The sequence below is a fragment of the Streptomyces sp. NPDC006510 genome (assembly GCF_040611955.1).
GTDB lineage: Bacteria > Actinomycetota > Actinomycetes > Streptomycetales > Streptomycetaceae > Streptomyces.
Window position 1 is genome coordinate 1 of record NZ_JBEXPH010000078.1, and the last position, 21566, is coordinate 21566.

The 21566-nt window shown below is 71.4% G+C and carries 15 protein-coding genes and 1 pseudogene; 8 read left to right on the plus strand and 8 right to left on the minus strand.

Annotated elements, in window-relative coordinates:
- Positions 1-98: 98 nt before the first annotated feature.
- A pseudogene (locus ABZY11_RS22970) lies at positions 99-3069 on the plus strand (BTAD domain-containing putative transcriptional regulator); the annotation flags it as partial.
- A gap of 9 nt (positions 3070-3078) precedes the next feature.
- Here ABZY11_RS22970 and ABZY11_RS22975 read toward each other — a convergent pair.
- The 3 genes from ABZY11_RS22975 to panB form a co-directional block, all read right to left on the minus strand.
- A complete protein-coding gene (locus ABZY11_RS22975; RefSeq protein ID WP_356480940.1) occupies positions 3079-3933 on the minus strand; it encodes an ABC transporter permease in 855 nt (284 codons plus the stop codon).
- A complete protein-coding gene (locus tag ABZY11_RS22980; RefSeq protein WP_356480941.1) occupies positions 3930-4952 on the minus strand; it encodes an ATP-binding cassette domain-containing protein in 1023 nt (340 codons plus the stop codon). The genes ABZY11_RS22975 and ABZY11_RS22980 overlap by 4 nt, the downstream gene beginning before the upstream one ends.
- A 177-nt stretch (positions 4953-5129) precedes the next feature.
- Positions 5130-6017 carry a 3-methyl-2-oxobutanoate hydroxymethyltransferase gene (panB, locus tag ABZY11_RS22985; RefSeq protein ID WP_356480942.1) on the minus strand — a complete coding sequence of 296 codons (888 nt, stop codon included), beginning with the start codon at positions 6015-6017 and terminating at the stop codon, positions 5130-5132.
- 192 nt (positions 6018-6209) lie between these two features.
- Here panB and ABZY11_RS22990 point away from each other — a divergent pair, with 192 nt between their 5' ends.
- The 3 genes from ABZY11_RS22990 to ABZY11_RS23000 all read left to right on the plus strand — a co-directional run bounded on the left by ABZY11_RS22990 (position 6210) and on the right by ABZY11_RS23000 (position 9845).
- Positions 6210-7826, plus strand: coding sequence for an MFS transporter (locus ABZY11_RS22990; protein ID WP_356480943.1), 1617 nt, complete (start codon positions 6210-6212; stop codon positions 7824-7826).
- A gap of 137 nt (positions 7827-7963) precedes the next feature.
- A complete protein-coding gene (locus ABZY11_RS22995) occupies positions 7964-8614 on the plus strand; it encodes a TetR/AcrR family transcriptional regulator (RefSeq protein WP_356480944.1) in 651 nt (216 codons plus the stop codon).
- Between the two features lie 196 nt (positions 8615-8810).
- A complete protein-coding gene (locus tag ABZY11_RS23000) occupies positions 8811-9845 on the plus strand; it encodes an endonuclease/exonuclease/phosphatase family protein (protein WP_356480945.1) in 1035 nt (344 codons plus the stop codon).
- A gap of 108 nt (positions 9846-9953) precedes the next feature.
- Here the strand turns inward: ABZY11_RS23000 and ABZY11_RS23005 are convergent, their stop codons facing one another.
- The 5 genes from ABZY11_RS23005 to ABZY11_RS23025 form a co-directional block, all read right to left on the minus strand.
- Complete coding sequence (locus ABZY11_RS23005; RefSeq protein ID WP_356480946.1) at positions 9954-11708, minus strand: NAD+ synthase; 1755 nt, start codon at positions 11706-11708, stop codon at positions 9954-9956.
- Between the two features lie 89 nt (positions 11709-11797).
- Positions 11798-13483, minus strand: a complete 1686-nt coding sequence (locus ABZY11_RS23010) for a multicopper oxidase family protein (protein WP_356480947.1) — start codon at positions 13481-13483, stop codon at positions 11798-11800.
- Between the two features lie 395 nt (positions 13484-13878).
- Complete coding sequence (locus ABZY11_RS23015; RefSeq protein ID WP_356480948.1) at positions 13879-14304, minus strand: CBS domain-containing protein; 426 nt, start codon at positions 14302-14304, stop codon at positions 13879-13881.
- Between the two features lie 127 nt (positions 14305-14431).
- Complete coding sequence (locus tag ABZY11_RS23020; RefSeq protein ID WP_356480949.1) at positions 14432-15145, minus strand: DUF305 domain-containing protein; 714 nt, start codon at positions 15143-15145, stop codon at positions 14432-14434.
- The gene (locus tag ABZY11_RS23025) at positions 15142-15816 is read right to left on the minus strand and encodes a DUF3105 domain-containing protein (protein WP_356480950.1); all 675 of its coding nucleotides are present in this window, start codon (positions 15814-15816) and stop codon (positions 15142-15144) included. Before ABZY11_RS23025 ends, ABZY11_RS23020 begins: the two co-directional genes overlap by 4 nt.
- A gap of 245 nt (positions 15817-16061) precedes the next feature.
- Here ABZY11_RS23025 and glnA point away from each other — a divergent pair, with 245 nt between their 5' ends.
- The 4 genes from glnA to ABZY11_RS23045 all read left to right on the plus strand — a co-directional run bounded on the left by glnA (position 16062) and on the right by ABZY11_RS23045 (position 21424).
- On the plus strand, positions 16062-17423 hold the full coding sequence (gene glnA, locus ABZY11_RS23030; protein WP_073735717.1) for a type I glutamate--ammonia ligase: 1362 nt from the start codon (positions 16062-16064) through the stop codon (positions 17421-17423).
- 325 nt (positions 17424-17748) lie between these two features.
- A complete protein-coding gene (locus ABZY11_RS23035) occupies positions 17749-19095 on the plus strand; it encodes a discoidin domain-containing protein (protein WP_356480951.1) in 1347 nt (448 codons plus the stop codon).
- Entirely contained in the window at positions 19095-20396 is a 1302-nt protein-coding gene (locus tag ABZY11_RS23040) for an MFS transporter (RefSeq protein WP_356480952.1), read from the plus strand. Before ABZY11_RS23035 ends, ABZY11_RS23040 begins: the two co-directional genes overlap by 1 nt.
- A complete protein-coding gene (locus tag ABZY11_RS23045; RefSeq protein WP_356480953.1) occupies positions 20393-21424 on the plus strand; it encodes a hypothetical protein in 1032 nt (343 codons plus the stop codon). The genes ABZY11_RS23040 and ABZY11_RS23045 overlap by 4 nt, the downstream gene beginning before the upstream one ends.
- The last annotated feature ends 142 nt before the right edge of the window (positions 21425-21566 follow it).

Consider the following 21566-nt stretch of genomic DNA (forward strand, 5'->3'; position numbering starts at 1 on the left):
GCCTCCCTCCGTCGAGATCCCGGAAAATGCGGCGCGGCCGGAGCACATCGTGCGCCGGGTGGTGCAAACATCTGCACGGGGCGTACACATCCCGCGCCGTGCTCGACGACGCGCTCGGACTGTGGTGCGGGCCGGTCCTGACCGATCTGCCCGACCGGACGGCCGCCGCGGCCCGCTGGGAGGTCCGGCGTCTGGACGCCCGCCGCAACCGGATCCGCGCGGCCCTCGCGCTCGGGCACGCGGACGAGGTCCTGCCCGAACTGGTCGCCCTGTGCGCCGAGCACTCGATCGACGAACCCCTCCAGGCACTGCGGCTGCGGGCCCTGCGGGACGCCGGGCGCACGGCCCAGGCGCTGGCCGCCTACGACGAGGTGCGCACCGGACTCGCCGACCGCCTCGGCACCGACCCCGGACCCGAACTCCGCGCACTGCACGCCGAACTGCTCCGCCAGGGCCCGGCCGGCCCGGCCGCCCCGCCCCCGCCCGGCCGGCCCGGCCGCCCCGCCCCCGCCCGTCCGCACCGGGGCCCCCACCGCACCGCACGGCAACCTCCGGGCCAGGCTGACCAGTTTCGTCGGGCGCGAGAGCGACATCGAAGCCCTCGGCGAGGACCTCTCGCACGCCCGGCTGGTCACCCTGCTGGGCCCCGGCGGCGCGGGCAAGACCCGGCTCTCCCAGGAGGCCGCCGAATCCGTCGCGTCCGCCTGGCCGGACGGTGTCTGGCTGGTCGAACTCGCCCCCGTCGACGACCCCGAGGCGGTGCCGGAGGCCGTGCTGACCGCGCTCGGTGCCCGCGAGACCGTGCTGCGCGGCGCCGGCGCCGAGGAGATCAGGGCCGCCGAAGGGAATGCGAGCGACCCGCTGGTACGCCTCACCGAGCACTGCTCCCGGCGCCGCATGCTGCTGCTCCTGGACAACTGCGAACACCTCGTCGGGGCCGCCGCCGCCCTCGCCGACCACCTGCTCGCCCACTGCCCGCACCTCACCGTGCTCGCGACCAGCCGTGAACCCCTCGGCGTGCCGGGCGAGTTCGTCCGCCCCGTCGAACCGCTGCCCGCCCCGATGGCGCTGCGCCTGCTCGCCGACCGCGGCGCCGCCGCCCGGCCGGGCTTCCGGACCGACGCGGACGAGGAGACCGCGGCCGCCGCGGCGGAGATCTGCCGCCGCCTCGACGGACTGCCGCTCGCCATCGAACTCGCCGCCGCCCGGCTGCGGATGCTCACCCCGCGCCAGATCGCCGACCGGCTCGACGACCGGTTCCGCCTGCTCACCAGCGGAGCCCGTACCGTACTGCCCCGTCAGCAGACCCTGCGCGCCGTCGTCGACTGGTCCTGGGACCTCCTCGACGAACCCGAACGCGCCGTGCTGCGCCGGCTCTCCGTCTTCGCGGGCGGCTGCACCCTCGACGCGGCCGAGGCGGTCTGCGCGGACGGGCCGCGGGACGCGCGCGAGGTCGCCGGGCTGCTCGGCTCCCTCGTCGACAAGTCGCTCGTCGTCGCCGCGCCCGCCGAGGACGGCGAGATGCGCTACCGGCTGCTGGAGACCGTCGGCGAGTACGCCGCCGAACGGCTCGACGAGGCGACGGAACGGGGCCCCGTGGTCCGGCGCCACCTGGTGTTCTTCCGGGAGCTGGTCCGTACCGCGGAACCCCGGCTCCGCGGCGCCGGACAACGGTCCGCCGTCGAGCTCTTCCAGCGCGAGTACGAGAACATCCGCACCGCCCTGCGCCACGCCGTCGCCGCCCGCGACGAGCAGGAGACGCTCTGCATGGTGCTCTCGCTGTGCTGGTACTGGCAGATGCGCGATCTGAGCAGCGACGCGCTGCACTGGGCCGACGCCGTCGCCGCGCTGGGCCCCGACCCCTTCGCCGCGCCCGCCGAGCCCGCGCCCTCCATCCACGAACGCTGCACCGACGCGCCGCCGCCCATGGGGCCCGAGCTGCTCCAGGAGGCACGCCGCCAGGCGGGCCTGATCCGGCTGGTCAGCATGGACCACGCCGCGGAGAGGTGGACCGACGAGGCGAGCATGGCCCGGCTGCGGGTCATCGCGAACACCTACCGGGCCGGCCAGCCGCAGACCTGCCGGGTCCCGGCGGCGCTCTGGTTCTTCGCGGTCATGCTCGTCGGGGAGACCGGCAGGCTGCGCGAGGTGCTGGACGAGACGGTCCGCGCGTGCCGGGAGTTCGGCTACGAATGGGAGCTCGCCGCGGCCCTCCAGACGCGGGCCAGCGTGCTGGCCAACCTGCCCGAGTGGGCGGGCGAGGCGCGCACGGACGCCGACGAGAGCCTGGAGCTCTTCAACCGGATCGGTGACGACTGGGGCATCGCCGAATCGCTCTCGGCACGGGGCGAGGCCAACGAGCGGCGGGGCGAGTACGCGCGCGCGGCCGAGGACTACCGGTCCGCCGTCGGCTACGCGAAGAAGCTGGGCGCACCCTCCCAGGTGGCGGTCCTGCGCACCAGATACGCGGCCGTGCTCACCGAGATGGACCGCGGTGCCGAGGGCGAGGCGATCCTGCGCGAGGTGATCGCCGAGCGGTACGACACGAGATCCATCGCCCGGCTCCATCTGGCCATGTGGCTGGGGCGCAGTGGCCGCACCGGTGAGGCGCGCGAGCAACTGGCCGTGCTGCGCGGGGGGTTCCACTCCGAGACCATGGCGATCTTCGAAGGGGTCGTGCTGGGCACGATGGCCTGGCTGGACAACCAGGACGGGCTGTACGCGGACGCCCTGCCCGGGGGCCTGGTGGCGCTGGAGCGTTCCCACGACCGGCTGTCGCAGTTGGTGGCGCCGCAGATGTCCGTCATCCAGCTCGTCGCCCTCGCCCGCTCACTGGCCGGCATCGGCGGCGAGCGGCGGGCCACGACCGCGGCCCGACTGCTGGGGGCGGGCCGGGGGCTGCTGCCCCGGGGCCATGTGCCGACGTCGATGGAGCGCGACGACTGGGCGCGGGCGGAGGAGCTGGCCGTGGCCGTGCTCGGCCGGGCCGCCTACGAGACCGCGTACGCCGAGGGCGGTGGCCTCTCCCTGGAGGAGGCCACCGCCCTCGTGGACGCGTACCGGGAGTGACCCCGTCCGTCAGGACTTCTTGCGGAACCTGGCGACCGCGAGCGGCGCCGTCACCGCGGTGATGATCACGGTCCAGCCGAGCGTCACCAGGACCGAGTGGGCGAGCGGGCCGCCCATCATCAGGGCGCGCGCGGCGTCCGCCAGGTTGGACAGCGGGTTGTAGTCGGTGAACGTCTGGAGCCAGCCGGGCATCGTCTTCGTCGGGGCGAAGATCGAGGAGCCGAACTGGAGCGGCATCAGCACGATCATCCCCATTCCCTGAACCGCCTGGGCCGTCTTCATGGTCAGTCCCAGCAGGATGAAGATCCACATGATGGCGGCACCGAACGCGGCCGACAGCGCGATCGCCCCGATCAGCCCGAGCACCGACTCCTGGAGCTCCATGCCGAGGGCGAAGCCCATGGCCAGCAGGATGAGTGTGGCGACCATCATCCGGCCCAGCTCGACCACGATCTTCGCGATGAGTACCGAGGAACGGGCGATCGGCATCGTCCGGAACCGGTCCATGACGCCCTTGCGGAAGTCGTCGTTGACACCGGAGCCGACCGCCATGGCGATGTTCATGCCCATCATCGCCATCAGCCCGGGGATCAGGTAGTTCAGATACTCCTGACGGCCGCCGCCCATGCTGCCGCCGACCGATCCGCCGAAGACGTACACGAACAGCAGGGTGAAGATCACCGGCATCAGGAGCGCGTCGAACATGGACTCCGGATCCTTCTTGATCTGGAGCATGTTGCGCCGCACCAGCGCCCCGATGTGGCGCAGGTTGTTCCGCAGCCCTATCCGGCCCTCGTCGTGGACGGCCTGCGCGCGGGCGGACCCGGTGGGCGTGGGCGTGGGTGTCAGAGTCGCCGTGCTCATGCCGCGACCTCCTCGGGGATCGTGTCGGTGGCGGAAGCGGACTTCTCGCCCGTGATGGCCAGGAAGACCTCGTCCAGGCTGGGCAGCGCGGTGGCGACATGCGCCAGTGGGAAGCCCCGGGTGCCGAGCAGGCCGATGACGGCGGTCAGCTGTTCGTCGCTGAGGATCGGTACGTACAGCAGTCCCTCGTCCGGGACGGCCTGCGCGCCCGAGACCCCGTCGAGGCCCGCCTCCCGGATCGCCCGCGCCATCGCGGGCAGCTGTGCCGGGTCCGAGGGCCGGATCTGCAGGGTGCGGCCGCCGACCTTCGCCTTGAGCTCGTCGACCCCGCCGCGGGCGATGATCTTTCCCTTGTCGATGACGGTCAGCTCGTTGGCGAGCTGCTCGGCCTCTTCCATGTACTGGGTGGTGAGCAGCACGGTCGCCCCCTCCGCGACCATCCGCTGCACCTCGTCCCAGACCTCGTTGCGGGTCCGGGGGTCCAGCCCCGTCGTCGGCTCGTCCAGGTAGAGGACGGCCGGGCTGCCGATCATCGAGGCGGCCAGGTCGAGCCGGCGCCGCATCCCGCCGGAGTAGTCCATCGCGGCCTTCCGGGCCGCGTCGGTGAGCGAGAACCGCTCCAGCAGCTCATCGGCCCGGGACCGGGCGGTCCTGCGGGGCAGATCGAGCAGCCGCCCGATCATGTAGAGGTTCTCCCAGCCGGAGAGCTTCTCGTCGACCGAGGCGTACTGCCCGGTCAGACCGATGGTGCGGCGCAGCTGCCGGGGCTGCTTCACCACGTCGTAGCCCGCCACGGTGGCGTGTCCGGCGTCGGGGACGATCAGGGTGGACAGGCAGCGTACGAGCGTGGTCTTGCCCGCTCCGTTGGGACCGAGGACACCGAGCACGGTGCCTTCGCGGACATCGAGGTCCACGCCGTCCAGAGCCTTGGTCGAGCCGTAGTGCTTGACCAGCCCCCGGACCTCTACGGCGTTCGAGCCGCTCCTGGGGTTCTTGTCGATTCGCGTCATGTCCACCATGGGACCAGCCGTCACCGACAGGCCGCCGACAGCAGGCCGACAGCCCGCCGATGGGGGATGTCGGCGGGCTGTCGGTGGTGCGGGCAGTGGTCCGTGCCCGGGGGGCCGGTGCGCGACCGGACCCCCGGTGGAACCAGGGTCTTTCGTTTGGATCAGGCCGGATCCAAACGAAAGACCCTAGTGGAAGGTGTGCTCGGCGGCCGGGAAGGCGCCGCCCACGACCTCCTCCGCGAACTCCTTCGCCGCGTCGCCCAGCACCTGGCGCAGGTTCGCGTACTGCTTGGTGAAGCGTGGCACCTTGCCGCCGGTCAGCCCGACCATGTCGGTGTAGACCAGCACCTGGGCGTCCGTGTCGGGACCGGCGCCGATGCCGACGGTCGGGATGTGCAGGGTGCGGGTGACCTCGGCGGCCAGCTCGGCCGGTACGAGCTCCAGGACGACGGCGAACGCGCCCGCGTCCTGCACGGCCTTGGCGTCGCGCAGCATCTGCTGGGCGGCCTCCTCGCCGCGGCCCTGTACCCGGTAGCCCATCGCGTTGACGGACTGCGGGGTCAGGCCGATGTGGGCCATGACCGGGATCCCGGCGTCGACGAGCAGCTTGATCTGTTCGTGGCTGCGCTCGCCGCCCTCCAGCTTGACCGCGCCGACCCCGGACTCCTTGATCAGCCGGGTGGCGTTGCGCAGGGCCTGGACGGGGCCCTCCTGGTACGCCCCGAAGGGCAGGTCCGCGACGATCAGGGCACGCCTGGTGCCCCGTACGACCGCGGCGGAGAGGATCGCGATCTCGTCCATCGTGACGGGCACGGTGGTCTCGTAACCGAGGTGGCAGTTGCCCATGGAGTCGCCGACGAGCATGACCGGGATCCCGGCCTCGTCGAAGACGGACGCGGTCATCGCGTCATAGGCGGTGAGCATGGGCCACTTCTCGCCGCGCTCGGTGGCGGCGGCGATGTCGTGGATGGAGATACGGCGGGTGCTCTTGCCTCCGTACAGCGCCTTGCTGCTGTCGGTGGGGGCCCCCGCGGGGGTTGTTGCGGACTGATTCCGCGCAGCCTGAAGCGACATTGCCAACGGCTCCTTCGTCATCTCGAGGCGCCCTGACGGCGTCCCCGGACCGGTCCCATGGTGTCATCCCGCGGCGGTCCACGGGAAGTGGGCCCGCGCACGCCGGTGACGGCATGGCCGGAAGGCGACCTCGACGGTCACGTGCTTCCAATACGAGACGGTCTCGTATCGAAATCGGATAAGCTCCATGCCATGTCGATGCCGTCCGGTGCTCGCGCTGCCGCGCCCCAGATCCCGGAGGCGGTCCGCCGTCGTCGCTGGGTGATCCTCGTCGTCCTGATGTTCAGCCTGCTCATCGTGGTGCTGGACAACTCGATCCTGAACGTCGCGGTCAAGACCATCGCCAGCCCCGCACCCATCGGCCTGGGGGCCACCCAGAGCGAGCTGGAGTGGGCGATCAACGCCTACACCCTCGTCTTCGCCGGCCTCCTCTTCACCGCCGGTCTGCTCGGTGACCGCATCGGCCGCAAGAAGGTGCTGCTCTTCGGCATCCTGCTCTTCGGTGTCGGCTCCGCGCTGGCCGCCATGTCCGGCTCACCCGCCCAGCTGATCACCTGGCGTGCCCTGATGGGCTTCGGCGCCGCGTTCGTCATGCCGGCCACCCTCGCCGTCCTGATGAACGTCTTCGAGCGCGACGAACAGCCCAGGGCCATCGGCGTATGGGCCGGCAGCGTCGGTGTGGCCATCGCGATCGGCCCGATCACCGGCGGGCTGCTGCTCGAACACTTCTGGTGGGGTTCGATCTTCCTGGTCAATGTGCCCGTGGTGATCGTGGCGCTGATCGCGATGGTCCTGCTGGTGCCGGACTCCAAGGACCCGAACCCGGGCCGCACCGACCCGCTCGGCGTCGCGCTCTCCATCGTCGGCCTGGTGCTGCTGGTGTACGGCATCATCCGCGGCGGTCAGCTCGCCGACTTCGCCGACCCCGTGGTGCTCATGTCGAGCATCGGCGGCCTGCTCGTCCTGGCCGGGTTCGTCTGGCACGAGAAGCGCAGCACCCACCCGGCCCTCGACATCGTGTACTTCAAGGAGCCGTCGTTCGCCGCCGCCGTCGCCGCCATAGCGCTGGTCTTCTTCGCGCTGATGGGGGTGACCTTCTTCTCCGCCTTCTACATGCAGAGCGTGCGCGGCTGGACCGCGCTGCAGGCGGGCATGATGCTGCTGCCGCTGGCCGCCGCCCAGATGATCTTCGCGCCCCGGGCCCGGCTGTTCGTCGACCGCTTCGGCGCCCGCGCCACCTGCACCGTCGGCATGCTGCTGGTCGCGGTCGGACTGGCGGCGTTCGCGCTGTTCGACGGCGCCACGCCGGTCTGGGTGCTGTGCCTGCTCTTCTTCGTCCAGGGCACGGGCATGGCGCATGTGATGACGCCGGTCACCGTCTCCGTGATGCAGGCGCTGCCCCGGGAGAAGGCCGGTTCCGGGTCGGCCGTCAACAACACCTTCCGGCAGGTCGGCGGGGCGCTCGGGGTGGCGGTGCTGGGCTCGGTGCTCTCCACCGTCTACCGGGGCGAGATCGAGGGGCACCTCGGCGCGGTCCCGGCCGGGGCCAGACAGGCGGCGGGGGAGTCGATCGAGGCGACGCTCGGCATCGCGGACAAGCTGGGCCCGGCGGGCGCCCCGCTGATCGCCTCGGCGAACGACGCGTTCCTCAAAGCCATGCACGTCACCGCCGTCGGTTCGGCGACCATCGCCCTGGTGGGCGCCCTCGTGGTCGCGATGTTCCTGCCGGGGAAGCCGCCCGCCGGGGAGGGGTCCGGCGGGGAGGGCAGGGGCGACCGGTCGGTGCGCGCGGCGGGAGCGGGACGATGAGACCGGCGGCCCGGCAGAGCTGAGAGCGCCGCCCCGGGAACCGGGCGACCCCCGGGGCCCGAGGGCGGCACACGGAGCCACCACCGTCGGCGAGAATCGGGACGGCGGTCGGACGGCGTGGCGAAAGGCGGATCGACGTGCGGGCACAGGCACAGGCACAGGACCGGGACCATCCGTTCCGGGAGGATCCGGAACCGCGACGGGGCCGCCCGCGCAGCGCGGCGGCCGAGCGGGCGATCCTGGACGCCGTCGTCGAGCTGCTGGAGGCCGGCGAGCCCCTGGCGGCCCTGTCCATCGAGCGGATAGCCCGGACCGCCGGGGTCGGCAAGGCGACCATCTACCGGCGGTGGAGCGGCAAGGAAGAACTCTTCGTCGACGTCCTGAGGGACATGGAACCGCCGGAACCCGCGGTCTCCGGCACCGCCGGGCTCGACGACCTGCGGCTGCTGCTGGACTCGCTGCGCAGGCGCGGCCTGGCCCAGCGCTCCTCGGTGCTGCTGCACAACGTCTTCGCGCAGATGAAGAGCCACCCCAAGCTGTGGGCGGAGTACCACAGCAACGTCATCGCGCCCCGCCGGGTCGCGATGCTGGCCGCCGTGCGGCGCGCGGTCGACGCCGGTGAACTCCGCGCGGACCTGGACGTGGGGCTGATGGACGACCTGTTCCTGGGGCCCATGCTCGTACGCACCATCCACCGGCCCGACGCGCCGCTGCCCGAGGATCTCGCCGACCGCATCGTCCAGGTCCTGGTCGAGGGCCTGGCGCCACGCCCGGCCACCGACGCCTGACGCTCCCGGAACCGGACCCGCCCGAGTGTGATCTTTCTGTCACAAGCCCCGGCGGACCCCGCCCGTCCGGAACCCGCCGGACCCCGCCCTTCGTCCTCGTGGCAGTACGGCCGTCGTCGACGGCAGGAAACACGCCGCCCATCGCCTAGGGTCGTGGGCGCGGCGACATGCACGGCAAGGCAGTGAGGACAGCGCGATGGTGCAGGCGTACGGAGCGGACACCGGGAACGACCGTGCGGAGCCGGAGCCGGAGCGCGCCGGGCCGGGATCCCGCTTCCGGGACCTGCGCGACCGATGGACCCGCGACCCGGGCATCTGGCGGCGCGGCATCGTCCTCGCCCTCTGCTCGGTCCTCCTCACCCTCGTGATGGCCTTCCACGCCGAGATCCCCAACACCATCGGCAACCTGGGCAGCCTCTCCGAGACGTTCCTGCCGTGGATCGGGGTGTTCGTCCCGCTGCTGCTGGTCCTGGGCCTGGTGCGCCGCTCGGCGACCGCGCTGATCGCCCTGCTGCTGCCGGTCGTGGTCTGGTTCAACATCTTCGGCGGCCTGCTCACCGACAAGTCCGGCAGCGGCGGCGACCTCACCGTGGCCACCCACAACGTCAACGCCGACAACCCCGACCCCGAGGGCACCGCCCGGAAGGTCGCGGACTCGGGCGCCGACGTCATCGCCCTGGAGGAACTGCCGAGCGGCAAGGTGGCGACGTACGAGGCGGCCCTCGCCGACCGCTACCGGTACCACTCGGTACAGGGCACCGTTGGCCTGTGGAGCAAGTACCCGATGAGCGCCACCAGGCCGGTCGACATCAAGATGGGCTGGACCCGGGCGATGCGCTCCACGGTGACGACACCGAAGGGCGAGGTCGCCGTCTACGTGGCCCATCTGCCGTCCGTACGGGTCAAGCTGCACGCCGGATTCACCGCCAACCAGCGCGACGACAGCGCGGACGCCCTGGGCGAGGCCATCGCCGACGAACGGCTCGGCAAGGTCATCCTGCTCGGCGACCTCAACGGCACGATGAACGACCGCTCGTTGAACGCGGTCAGCTCCCAGCTGCGCTCCACCCAGGGCGCGGCCGGCGACGGCTTCGGCTTCAGCTGGCCGGCCTCGTTCCCGATGGCGCGGATCGACCAGATCCTGGTGAAGGGCGTCGAACCGATGTCGTCGTGGACGCTCGCGGCGACGGACAGCGACCACCTGCCGATCGTGGCGCGCGTGGAGCTGTGAGGCGGTGAGCCGTTCCGCCGGCCACGTCGGGGTGCGGCGCGGTGACGCCCTGAGACGCGGGGCGCCGGACGGAACGGTGACCGGGCGGACCCGGTCACCGCGCCCCGCTCAGCCCCCCTCGCGCCACCGGTTGGTGATCGGCAGCCGCCGGTCCTTGCCGAAGCCCTTCGGGGAGATCTTCGTGCCCGGCGGGTACTGCCGCCGCTTGTACTCCGCGGTGTCCACCATCCGCAGCGTCTTCGCCACCAGCGCCTCGTCGAAGCCGGCCGCGACGATCCCGTCCAGACCCTGGTCCCGGTCGACGTACAGCTCCAGGATCCGGTCCAGTACGTCGTAGTCGGGCAGCGAGTCCGTGTCGACCTGTCCCGGGCGCAGCTCGGCGCTGGGCGGCTTGGTGATGGACGCCTCCGGGATCGGCGGGATCTGCCCGCGCTCCTCGGCGGCCCGGTTGCGCCACTTCGCGAGGCGGAAGATCGACGTCTTGTAGACGTCCTTGATCGGGCCGTACGCCCCGACCGAGTCGCCGTACAGCGTCGAGTAGCCGACCGCCAGCTCGGACTTGTTGCCCGGCGCGAGGACGATCTGGCCCTCCTGGTTGGAGACGGCCATCAGCATCGTGCCGCGCAGCCGGGACTGGAGGTTCTCCTCGGCGAGACCGGTGAGCCCCAGCGGGCCCATGTACGCGTCGAACATCGGCTCGATCGGTACGGTGCGGAAATTCAGCCCGGTACGGCGGGCCAGTTCGGCCGCGTCGCCCTTGGAGTGGTCCGAGGAGTACTTCGACGGCATCGAGATGCCGTACACGTTCTGCGCCCCCAGCGCGTCGCAGGCGATCGCCGCGACCAGCGCCGAGTCGATCCCACCGGAGAGCCCTATCAGCACACTGCTGAAGCCGTTCTTGGCGGCGTACGCCCGCAGGCCCACGACCAGCGCCGAGTACAGCTCCTCGTCGTCGTCCAGCCGCTCCGCGTACCCGCCGGTCAGCTCCGCCGGGTACGCCGGGAGGGGCTCCTCGGAGAGCACCACGTGGTCGATCCGCAGCCCGTCGTTCACGACCCCGGACGGCGGCTCGGCGGCGGCCGCCGGCAGCTCCAGATCGAGCACGACGCTGCCCTCGGCGAACTGCGGGGCACGGGCGATCACTTCGCCGTCCCGGTCGACGACGATCGAGTCGCCGTCGAAGACCAGCTCGTCCTGGCCGCCGATCATCGCCAGGTACGCGGTGGTGCAGCCCGCCTCCTGGGCCCGCTTCCGGACCAGCTCCAGCCGGGTGTCGTCCTTGTCCCGCTCGTACGGCGAGGCGTTGATCGACAACAGCAGCCCGGCGCCCGCGGCCCGCGCGGCCGGCACCCGGCCGCCGTCCTGCCAGAGGTCCTCGCAGATCGCGAGCGCCACATCGACGCCGTGGACCCGCACGACCGGCATCGAGTCGCCCGGCACGAAGTACCGGAACTCGTCGAAGACGCCGTAGTTGGGGAGGTGGTGCTTGGCGAAGGTCAGCGCGACCTGCCCGCGGTGCAGCACCGCGGCGGCGTTCTGCGGGGAGCCGGCGGGCTGGCCGTAGCGGGGCTGGGCCGTCTCGGAGCGATCGAGGAAGCCGACGACGACCGGCAGTTCCCCGAAGCCCTCCGCGTCGAGCCGGGCGGCGAGCGCGCGCAGCGCCTGCCGGGAGGCCTCGACGAAGGACGGGCGCAGGGCCAGGTCCTCGACGGGGTAGCCGGTCAGCACCATCTCCGGGAACGCCACCAGATGGGCGCCCTGTTCGGCGGAGTGCCGGGTCCAGTGGACGATCGCCTCGGAGTTGCCGGAGAGATCACCGACGGTCGAGTCGATCTGATTCAGTGCGAGACGTAGTTGAGGCACGCGCACCAGTGTAATCGTCTGACTGACGCAATGTCCTGGGGGCCGCGGCACCGAGGCCGCGGCCCGCCGGAACCCGGCCGGGACAGGGGTCAGCGGCGGTAGCCGAGGACCGTCATCATGCCCACGTCCGAGTGGTAGATGTTGTGGCAGTGGAGCATCCACAGCCCCGGGTTGTTCGCCTCGAACTCGACGGCCAGGGAGTTGTTCGGCCGGATGATCGCGGTGTCCTTCCGCGCCCAGGCGGCCGGGCCCCGCCGGGTGGCCCGATGGCTCGGCCCCGCCGGTCCCACGAGGCCGAACGAGTGCCCGTGCAGATGGATGGGGTGCCACATCTCGGTGACGTTGAAGAACTCCAGCCTGACCCGCTCGCCCGCCCGTACCGGATGGCGCTGACTGGGTTCGTACGGCTGGTGGTCGAAGGCCCAGTCGTACGCCTTCATGCTGCCGGTCATCCTGAACCGGATGGTCCGGTCGGGCTCGCGGGAGGACAGCTCCACGGACCCGTCGGGCCTGAGTTCGTCCGCCTCCACCAGCTTTCCGTACAGCTCCTCGGGCCGCACCGACGCGGTGGGCGCCGCTCCCTTCCCGGTACGGAGCAGGGCCAGCGCCGAGCCCTTCTTGCCCTCCGCGAGCGCGGTCAGCGGGAACACCCCGTCGCCGGCGGTGACCAGCACGTCGTACCGCTCGCCCATGCCCAGCAGCAGGGCGTCCGTCGTGGTGTGCCGGACCGGGTAGCCGTCGGTGTGGGTGATCGTCATCCGGTGTCCGCCGAGCGCCACCCGGAAGGCGGTGTCGCCGCCCGCGTTGATGATGCGCAGCCGGATCCGGTCGCCGGGCCTGGCCGCGAAGGACGTGGGGGACTTCGGGGTGCGGCCGTTGATCAGGTAGTACGGGTAGGCGACATCGCCCCCGTGGCTGCCGAGCAGTTCGCTGAAGGAGCCCTTCTTCAGTCGTGTGGGCCCCGAGCGGCCCTTGAGCGGCTTGGCGGGCCGGCCGGGGTTCCCGTGCGATCCGGAGCCGCTCCCGCCGCCGTGGTTCATGCCGCCCCTGCCCCGGCTGAGCTCGTACAGCACCGAGTCCGGCGTCGAACCGTCCACCCCGTCGACCCAGTCGTCCAGGACGACGACCCACTCCTTGTCGTACTTGAGCGGCTCCTTCGGGTCCTCGACGATCAGTGGCGCGTACAGTCCGCGGTCCTGCTGGACGCCCGTGTGCGGGTGGAACCAGTACGTCCCCGCGTGCGGCACGGTGAACCGGTAGGCGAACTCCGCGCCGGGTTTGATGGGCGCCTGGGTCAGATCGGGCACGCCGTCCATGTCATTGCGCACATTGAGGCCGTGCCAGTGCAGTGACGTTTCCTCCGGAAGGTGGTTGGCGAGGGTGAACGCCAGGGTGTCACCCGCCGTGACCCGGAGCTCCTTGCCGGGCAGCCGGGCCTCGTACGCCCAGGAGCCGACGGTGAGCCCGCCGCCCAGATCGAGCCGGGACGGAGTGGCGACGAGGTGGACCTTCCGTACGGGACCCGCCGGGCCCCGCTTGGCCTCGGCCGCCGCGACCTCCGCCCCGTCGGGGGAGACGTACTCGCCCTTGGACCTCCCGCCGGGGGCGGTCCCGTGGTTCACGCTGCCGCGGCTGGTGCCACCGGCGTTCGCGCTACCGGTCTTCTTGCCGCCGTGGCCAGGGTCGGATTCGTCGGAGCACGCGGCCAGTACCGCCGAACCGGCAGTGGCGACAGCGGCGCCGAGCACGGCGCGTCGGGTGGGTGGAGTGCGCATGACGAGGTGCACCTCGGGGTGTTGTCGGTATTTCGGTCTGCTGGGGGAGGGGGAGGCACCCCTCCTATATCCGCAGTACCGACAACGGGGCCGTACGGGTCGCGCCCGCCCGGGGCCCCGGCCCCGGCAGTGGCGTGATCCGTGCCGCGGCGCGCCCGAGAAGGCGGAGGATCCCGATGAGCAGTGATACGAAGAGTGACAACTGTCCGTATGTCATACATGCACTCAGGGTCATGTCGAGCACCCTACCCCCGCCGGGTATCCCTCGCGCGCGGAGGCGTATCGCCGCGGTGGTACGGGCTCCGGCGGGGAGGGCAGCACAATGGCCCGGCACCCCTCGGGCGAGGAATGCCGGGCCATCGAAACCGGACGTCGAGCCGTGTCCGCGCGGCCGGTCAGCCGCGGGCGTAGACCTTCTCCGCCCAGCCGGCGATCTGCTCCTCGGTGAGGTGCTGCGCCAGGTCGGCTTCGCTGATCATGCCGATCAGCATCTTGTTCTCGACCACCGGGAGCCGGCGGATCCGATGGGTCTGCATCTCCTCCAGAACCATCTCCACATCCGCCTCCGAGTCGATCCAGCGAGGGGTGCCCTGGGCGAGGTCGCCCGCCGTCATCTTCGACGGATCGTGGCCCATCGCCACACAGCCGATCACGATGTCGCGGTCCGTGAGGATACCGATCATCCGGTCCTGCTCACCGTTGGCGGAGATGGGCAACGCGCCGACGTTGTGGTCACGCATCAGCTGCGCGGCCCGGTCGAGCGTCTCGTGCGCGGGGATCCACGTGGCCCCGGTGTGCATGATGTCCTTGGCGGTGGTCATGAGGGATTCCTCCTGCGTGCCGATGGGCATGCTGTACGACCCCGAGCGAACCCATCGTCATGGGCCCGTTCGGGGCACGCGACCGCTATCACCTGTTCGGGTGCACCTGCGGCCAGGCGGGAATCTTTCAGGACCGGGGCCCGGCCCCTCGCGCCGCCAGCATCCGGGCCATCGCGTCCAGCTCCGACTGCTGGGCCTCGACCATCCCGCCGGCGAGCCGCTGCTCCGCCTTCACCGCGCACAGCCGGGCGCAGCCCCGGGCCATGTCGACGCCGCCCTTGTGGTGGTCGGTCATGAGCCGGAGGTACAGCACCTCGGCCGCCTTGCCGCTCGCCGTACGGAGCCGGTTCAGCTCGGTCCTGGTGGCCATGCCGGGCATCAGGGAGCCGTCATGGGCCCGGTGGCCGGTCCCCATGCCCTCCATCCCGTCCATGTCCTGCATCGAGTGACCCTCGTGCCCGGCCGCCATCCAGTCCATCGGCTGCCCGGCGGCCGCCTTCGGCAGCTCCCACAGATCCAGCCAGCCGAGCAGCATGCCGCGCTGATTGGCCTGCGTATTGGCGATGTCGTACGCGAGACGGCGTACCTCCTCGTCCTTCGTACGGTCGCGCACGATGAAGGACATCTCCACGGCCTGCTGATGGTGGACCGCCATGTCACGGGCGAAACCGGCGTCCGCGGAATCCGCCGCGGGCGTGCCCGGCGCGGCGGCGGCACGGTCCGCCCCGTCCCCGTCGTCGCGCGCGGAGGCGACCGTCGCCACCCCCGCGAACAGCAGCGCGAGCACCACGGCGGAGCCCGCCACCCACCCGACGCGCGGGACACGTTCCGCGGCGGTCACCGCGTTCCCAGCCCGCCCGTGCACGGCGCACCGGGCTCGGGCGTCTGCGGCCCCTGCACGAACTTCGAGAGGAACTGGTCGACCCGCGGGTCATCGGCGCCGTCCACGGTCACCTGATTCCCCCAGGCGGTCAGCATGATCGTCCCGGACTGTCCCTCGTACGGGCTCATCAGCGAGTACGGCGTCCTGCCGACCCGCTCGGCGAGCTTCGCCACATCGGCGTCCGAAGCCTTGTCCGTATACGTCACCCACACCGATCCGTGCTCCAGCGAGTGCACGGCGTTCACATCGGGGAGGGCCTTCTGATAGACATCGCCGTCGCAATTCATCCAAACGGGGTTGTGGTCACCGCCGACCGGCGGCTTCATCGGGTACGTGACGGTCCCGGTGACGTGGTTGCGGGTGAGCTTCTTCGCGTCCCACGTCCGCAGCCCCTCGATCGACCCGCCGGCGGGCTTCTCCGGCTCGGCCGCGGGCGCCTTGGCGTCCGCCGCCGGGGCGGCCTGCTTCTGCTCGGACGCCTCGGACTTTTCCAGCACCAGATACGTACCGAATCCGGCCAGCCCCACGACCACGAGCACGCTCAGGCTTATGGCCAGCGCACGGTCGCGGCGCTGCCGCGCGCGGTGGGCGTCGTGCTGCTCCATGGGGGTCCTGGGGTCGAAACTCATGTCGTCAGGTCCTTCTGGGAAGGGGCGGGGACGGATGGCCGAAGGCCGGGAGATCCGGCGCGCGCGGGGCGGTCACGAAGCCGCTCCACCCCCTGCGCGCCATGGGCGCCGATCGTAGTGGGTGGCCAGGTGCTCCATCTCACTTCGAGTGCGTAATCTGGGTGAAATCCCGGGTCGTGATACTGGAGCTTCCCCCCTACCCCGGGCGGTGGTGCACGGACCGTCTGAACTGCAAGGATGTGGCTATGGACAAGCAGCAGGAATTCGTCCTCAGGACGCTTGAGGAGCGCGACATCCGCTTCGTACGGCTGTGGTTCACCGATGTCCTCGGCTACCTCAAATCCGTCGCCGTGGCCCCCGCCGAACTGGAACAGGCGTTTGACGAGGGGATCGGCTTCGACGGCTCGGCCATCGAGGGCTTCGCCCGGGTGTACGAGTCCGACATGATCGCCAAGCCGGACCCGGGCACCTTCCAGATACTGCCGTGGCGGGCGGAGGCCCCCGGCACGGCCCGGATGTTCTGCGACATCCTGATGCCGGACGGCTCGCCGTCCTTCGCCGACCCGCGCTATGTCCTCAAGCGCATCCTCGCCAAGACCTCCGATCTGGGCTTCACCTTCTACACCCACCCGGAGATCGAGTTCTTCCTGCTGAAGGACAAGCCGGTCGACGGCAGCCGGCCCACCCCCGCCGACAGCTCCGGCTACTTCGACCACACCCCGCAGAACGTCGGCATGGACTTCCGCCGCCAGGCGATCACCATGCTCGAATCCATGGGCATCTCGGTCGAGTTCAGCCACCACGAGGGCGCCCCCGGCCAGCAGGAGATCGACCTGCGGTACGCGGACGCGCTCTCCACCGCCGACAACATCATGACCTTCCGCCTGGTGATGAAGCAGGTCGCGCTGGAGCAGGGCGTACAGGCGACGTTCATGCCGAAGCCCTTCTCCGAGTACCCCGGCTCGGGCATGCACACCCACCTCTCCCTCTTCGAGGGCGACCGCAACGCCTTCTACGAGTCGGGCGCCGAGTACCAGCTCTCCAAGGTCGGCCGCTCGTTCATCGCCGGCCTGCTCACCCACGCGGCGGAGATCTCCGCCGTCACGAACCAGTGGGTCAACTCCTACAAGCGCATCTGGGGCGGTTCCTCCCGCGCCGCGGGGGCCGGCGGCGAAGCCCCCTCGTACATCTGCTGGGGCCACAACAACCGCTCCGCGCTCATCCGCGTCCCGATGTACAAGCCCGGCAAGACCGGCTCCGCCCGGGTGGAGGTCCGCTCCATCGACTCCGGCGCCAACCCCTACCTGACCTACGCGGTGCTCCTCGCCGCGGGCCTCAAGGGCATAGAGGAGGGCTACGAACTCCCGGCCGGCGCCGACGACGACGTCTGGGCCCTGTCCGACGCGGAGCGCCGCGCGATGGGCATCGAGCCGCTGCCGCAGAACCTCGGCGAGGCGATCTCGCTGATGGAGAAGAGCGAACTGGTCGCCGAGACGCTCGGCGAGCACGTCTTCGACTTCTTCCTGCGCAACAAGAAGCAGGAGTGGGAGGAGTACCGCTCCGAGGTCACCGCCTTCGAGCTGAAGAACCTGCTGCCGGTGCTGTAACCGAAACCCGGCCGCAGCGCGGCGACGATCCGGGCCGGAGGCGGTGCGCCTCCGGCCCGGAGTCCGTTCGGGCCGAGCAGTCGCGCGGACGGTGCCGAACAGGACGCGGAATGAAGCCAGTTGAGGGACTGGTAGGAAAGTTTACTGTTCGCTAGCATTCCGGGCGGTGGCTTGGCGCGGTGCCCCCGTTCCACGGGCATGACGCGCTCAGTGAGAGCTCTGGCCCGGCCACCACGATCCCGCCTCCTGCCCGTACCCGGGCCGGATACGGGGCCACGCACCGATGCCCAGCTCTCGCCACCCCCACAAGGCCAGGAGTCCAGGGATGCACCCGAACGGCTCAGCTTTGCTCCTCACGCCCACGCGGCGCCGTACGGTGGGCGTGGTCATCGCCGCCGTACTCGTCCTCGTCGGCGGCCTGTTGCTCGCCTACCCCGAACGAGCCGGCGCCGCCGCCGACCCCCTCATCTCGCGCGGCAGGACCGCCACCGCCTCCACCGACGAAAGTTCCGAGTTCGGACCGCAGAACGCCTTCGACGGCGACCCGGCCACCCGCTGGGCGAGCGTCGAGGGCAAGGACCCCCAGTGGCTGAGCGTCGACCTCGGCGCCGGTGCCGAGGTCACGCGCGTGAAGCTGAGCTGGGAGGACGCGTACGCCAAGGCGTACCGGATCGAGATCTCCGCCGACGGCACCAACTGGACCCGGCTCGCCGACGAGACGGCCGGGAACGGCGGCACCGACGACTGGCCCTCCCTCTCCGGAAAGGGCCGCTACCTGCGCGTGTACGGCACCGCACGCGGCACCGCCTACGGCTACTCGCTGTACGAGGTCGAGGTGTACGGCACCCCCGGCAGCGAGCCCCCGCAGACCGGCGCCTTCACCGCGGTCGCCGCCGGTGACATCGCCGCCCAGTGCACCGCGTCCGACAGCGACTGCGCCCACCCCAAGACCGCGGCGCTGGCCCGGAAGATCGACCCGAAGTTCTATCTGACGATGGGCGACAGCCAGTACGACGACGCCCGGATCTCCGACTTCCGCGCCTACTACGACAAGACCTGGGGCGCCTTCAAGGCCAGGACGCGTCCGGTGCCGGGCAACCACGAGACGTACGACCCGGCCGGGAAACTGGCCGGCTACAAGGCGTACTTCGGGGCCATCGCGTACCCCCAGGGCAAGAGCTACTACAGCTTCGACGAGGGCAATTGGCACTTCATCGCCCTCGACTCCAACTCCTTCGACCAGAGCGCGCAGATCGACTGGCTCAAGGCCGACCTCGCCAAGAACAGCAAGGCGTGCATCGCCGCCTACTGGCACCACCCGCTGTACTCCTCGGGCGGACACGGCAACGACCCGGTCAGCAGGCCGGTCTGGAAGATCCTGTACGGGGCCAAGGCCGACCTCGTGCTCAACGGGCACGACCACCACTACGAGCGGTTCGCCCCGCAGAACCCGGACGGGAAGGCCACCGCCGACGGGATCACCGAGATCGTCGGCGGGATGGGCGGCGCCGAGCCCTACCCCATCGAGGAGGTCCAGCCCAACAGCCAGAAGCGGATCAGCGGTGAATACGGCGTCCTGAAGATGGACTTCACCGACACCGGCTACAGCTGGAACTACGTCGGCACCGACGGCAAGAACAAGGACACCAGCCCGAAGTACACCTGCCACTGATGTACCTGGCGACCACAGGCCGCCGGGACACGCCGGCCCCGCCCCGCACCGGCGGGGCGGGCCGGCGCGTCCCCGGCACCGTCCTCGCACTCGGCACGGTCAGCCTCGTCACCGACATCTCCTCCGAGATGGTCACCGCGGTGCTGCCGCTCTACCTGGTCCTCGGACTCGGTCTCTCCCCCCTCCAATTCGGCTTCCTGGACGGCCTGTTCAACGGCGCCGCCGCCGTCGTACGACTGCTCGGCGGGTACGCCGCCGACCGCGGCCGCGGGCACAAACGGGTCGCCGGGCTCGGCTACGCCCTCTCCGCCCTCTCCCGGCTCGGCCTGCTGCTCGCGGGCGGCGCCACCGCCGGAATCGCGGCCGCCCTCGCCACCGACCGGGTCGGCAAGGGCATCCGCACGGCGCCCCGTGACGCCCTGATCACCCTGAGCAGCCCGCCCGAGGCGCTCGGCCGGTCCTTCGGCGTGCACCGGGCGATGGACACCACGGGCGCCCTGCTCGGCCCGCTCGCCGCGTTCGCCCTGCTCTGGGCGACCGCCGACGCCTACGACGCGGTGTTCGTCGTCAGTTTCTGCGTCGGCCTGTTCGGGGTGCTGCTCCTCGTCCTGTACGTCCCCGGGCAACAGCAGGCACCACCGCCGGTGATCCCGGCTCCCCGCAGGGGCAAGGCGTTCGGGGCGCTCCGCGACCCCGCCTTCCGGCGGATCCTCGCCGCTGCCTCCCTGCTGGGTGCCGCCACGGTCGGTGACGCCTTCGTCTATCTCCTGCTCCAGCGCCGGCTCGACCTACCCGTCGGCTGGTTCCCGCTGCTGCCGCTCGGCGCCGCGGCCTGCTACCTGCTGCTGGCGGTCCCGGCGGGCCGGATCGCGGACCGGGTCGGCCGGCGGCTGCCGTTCCTGTACGGACACCTCGCGCTGCTCGGCGTGTACGCCACGCTGCTCACCCCGGTCGGCGGCCCGGCGCTGCTCCTCCTCGTGCCCGTCCTCGCGCTGCTCGGTGTCTTCTACGCCACCACCGACGGGGTGCTGATGGCCCTCGCCGGACCCGTGCTGCCCGCCGACGGCAGGGCGGGCGGACTCGCCGTGCTCCAGACCGGCCAGGCGCTGGCCAGGATGCTCGCCGCGGCGGGCTTCGGCGCCGCGTGGACCGTATGGGGGCCGGGCCCCGCGCTGTGGGCGGCGATCTCGGCCCTGCTCGTCGCCCTCGTGGGCGGCTGGGCGCTGCTGCCGCGCAACCCCTCCGGCACCCCCGCCCCCGGGACGCCGGAAGTCCAGATCCCCGAAAGGCGGACCGCATGAGTGCCAGGTTCCCGAGATCCGCGACCCCGCTGGGCCCCCGGGCCCGGATCGCCGTGGTGGTGGCCGCGGTGCTGCTCCTCGCAGGCGGCTCCGTCGGGTACGTGATGCACGCGGAACAACGCACGAAGGGGGAACGGGCCGAGGCCGACGCCTCGTTCACCCTCGGCGGGCCCGCGCTGTACTTCCGGGACACGGCCGGCGGGCGCGTCGCGCACCAGCCGCTCGCCGGCGCCGGGACCAGCGGCGCCCGTACCACCGGCGGCCCCGTCTGCGACCGGTTCTACGCCTCCGACGACGGCGCGCTCTGCCTGCGGGCCGAGCCCGGGGTGCTGCCGAAGACGTACGCGATCGTCCTCGACCGGCGGCTGCGCGAGAAGCGCCGGATCACCGTGCCGGGTGTCCCCACCCGCGCCCGGGTCTCCGCCTCCGGGCGGATGCTGTCCTGGACGGTGTTCGCGACCGGTGACTCGTACGCCACCACCTCGTTCTCCACCCGCACCGCCATCCTCGATCTGCGCACCGGCTATCTCATCAAGTCCATGGAGAACATCCAGCTCACCATCGACGGCGCCCGCTACCACGCCCCCGACGTCAACTACTGGGGCGTGACCTTCGCCCGCGACGACAACCGCTTCTACGCGACCGTCTCCACCAAGGGACGCACCTACCTCGTCGAGGGGAACATGCGGGACTGGACGGCGAAGGCGCTGCGGCAGAACGTCGAGTGCCCCTCCCTGTCGCCGGACAACGCCAGGATCGCCTTCAAGAAGAAGGTCTCCGACGACGCGGCGGCGCCCTGGCGGCTGTACGTCCTCGACCTGAGAACCATGCGTGAGACGCCGCTCGCGGAGGAGCACAGCGTCGACGACCAGGCGGCCTGGCTGGACGACGGCACCCTCGCCTACGCACTGCCGGGAAAGGACGGCCGGGGGAGCGACATCTGGACCGTTCCGGCGGACGGGACGGGGGCGCCCCGCATGGCCGTGAAGGGCGGGTCGTCCCCGGTGGCGGTGGCGTCGGCGGGCTGAGCGGGCCCCGGGCCGCCGACGCCCCCGCCCAGCCGAACGAGCAGGCCGTCTCGTCGAGGTTTTTGTCGATCACCTCGGAGGGCTCCCGGGCCGGGTCCGCCTCGATCCGCATCCGCATGGCGATCCGCGGCGCGGACAGGAA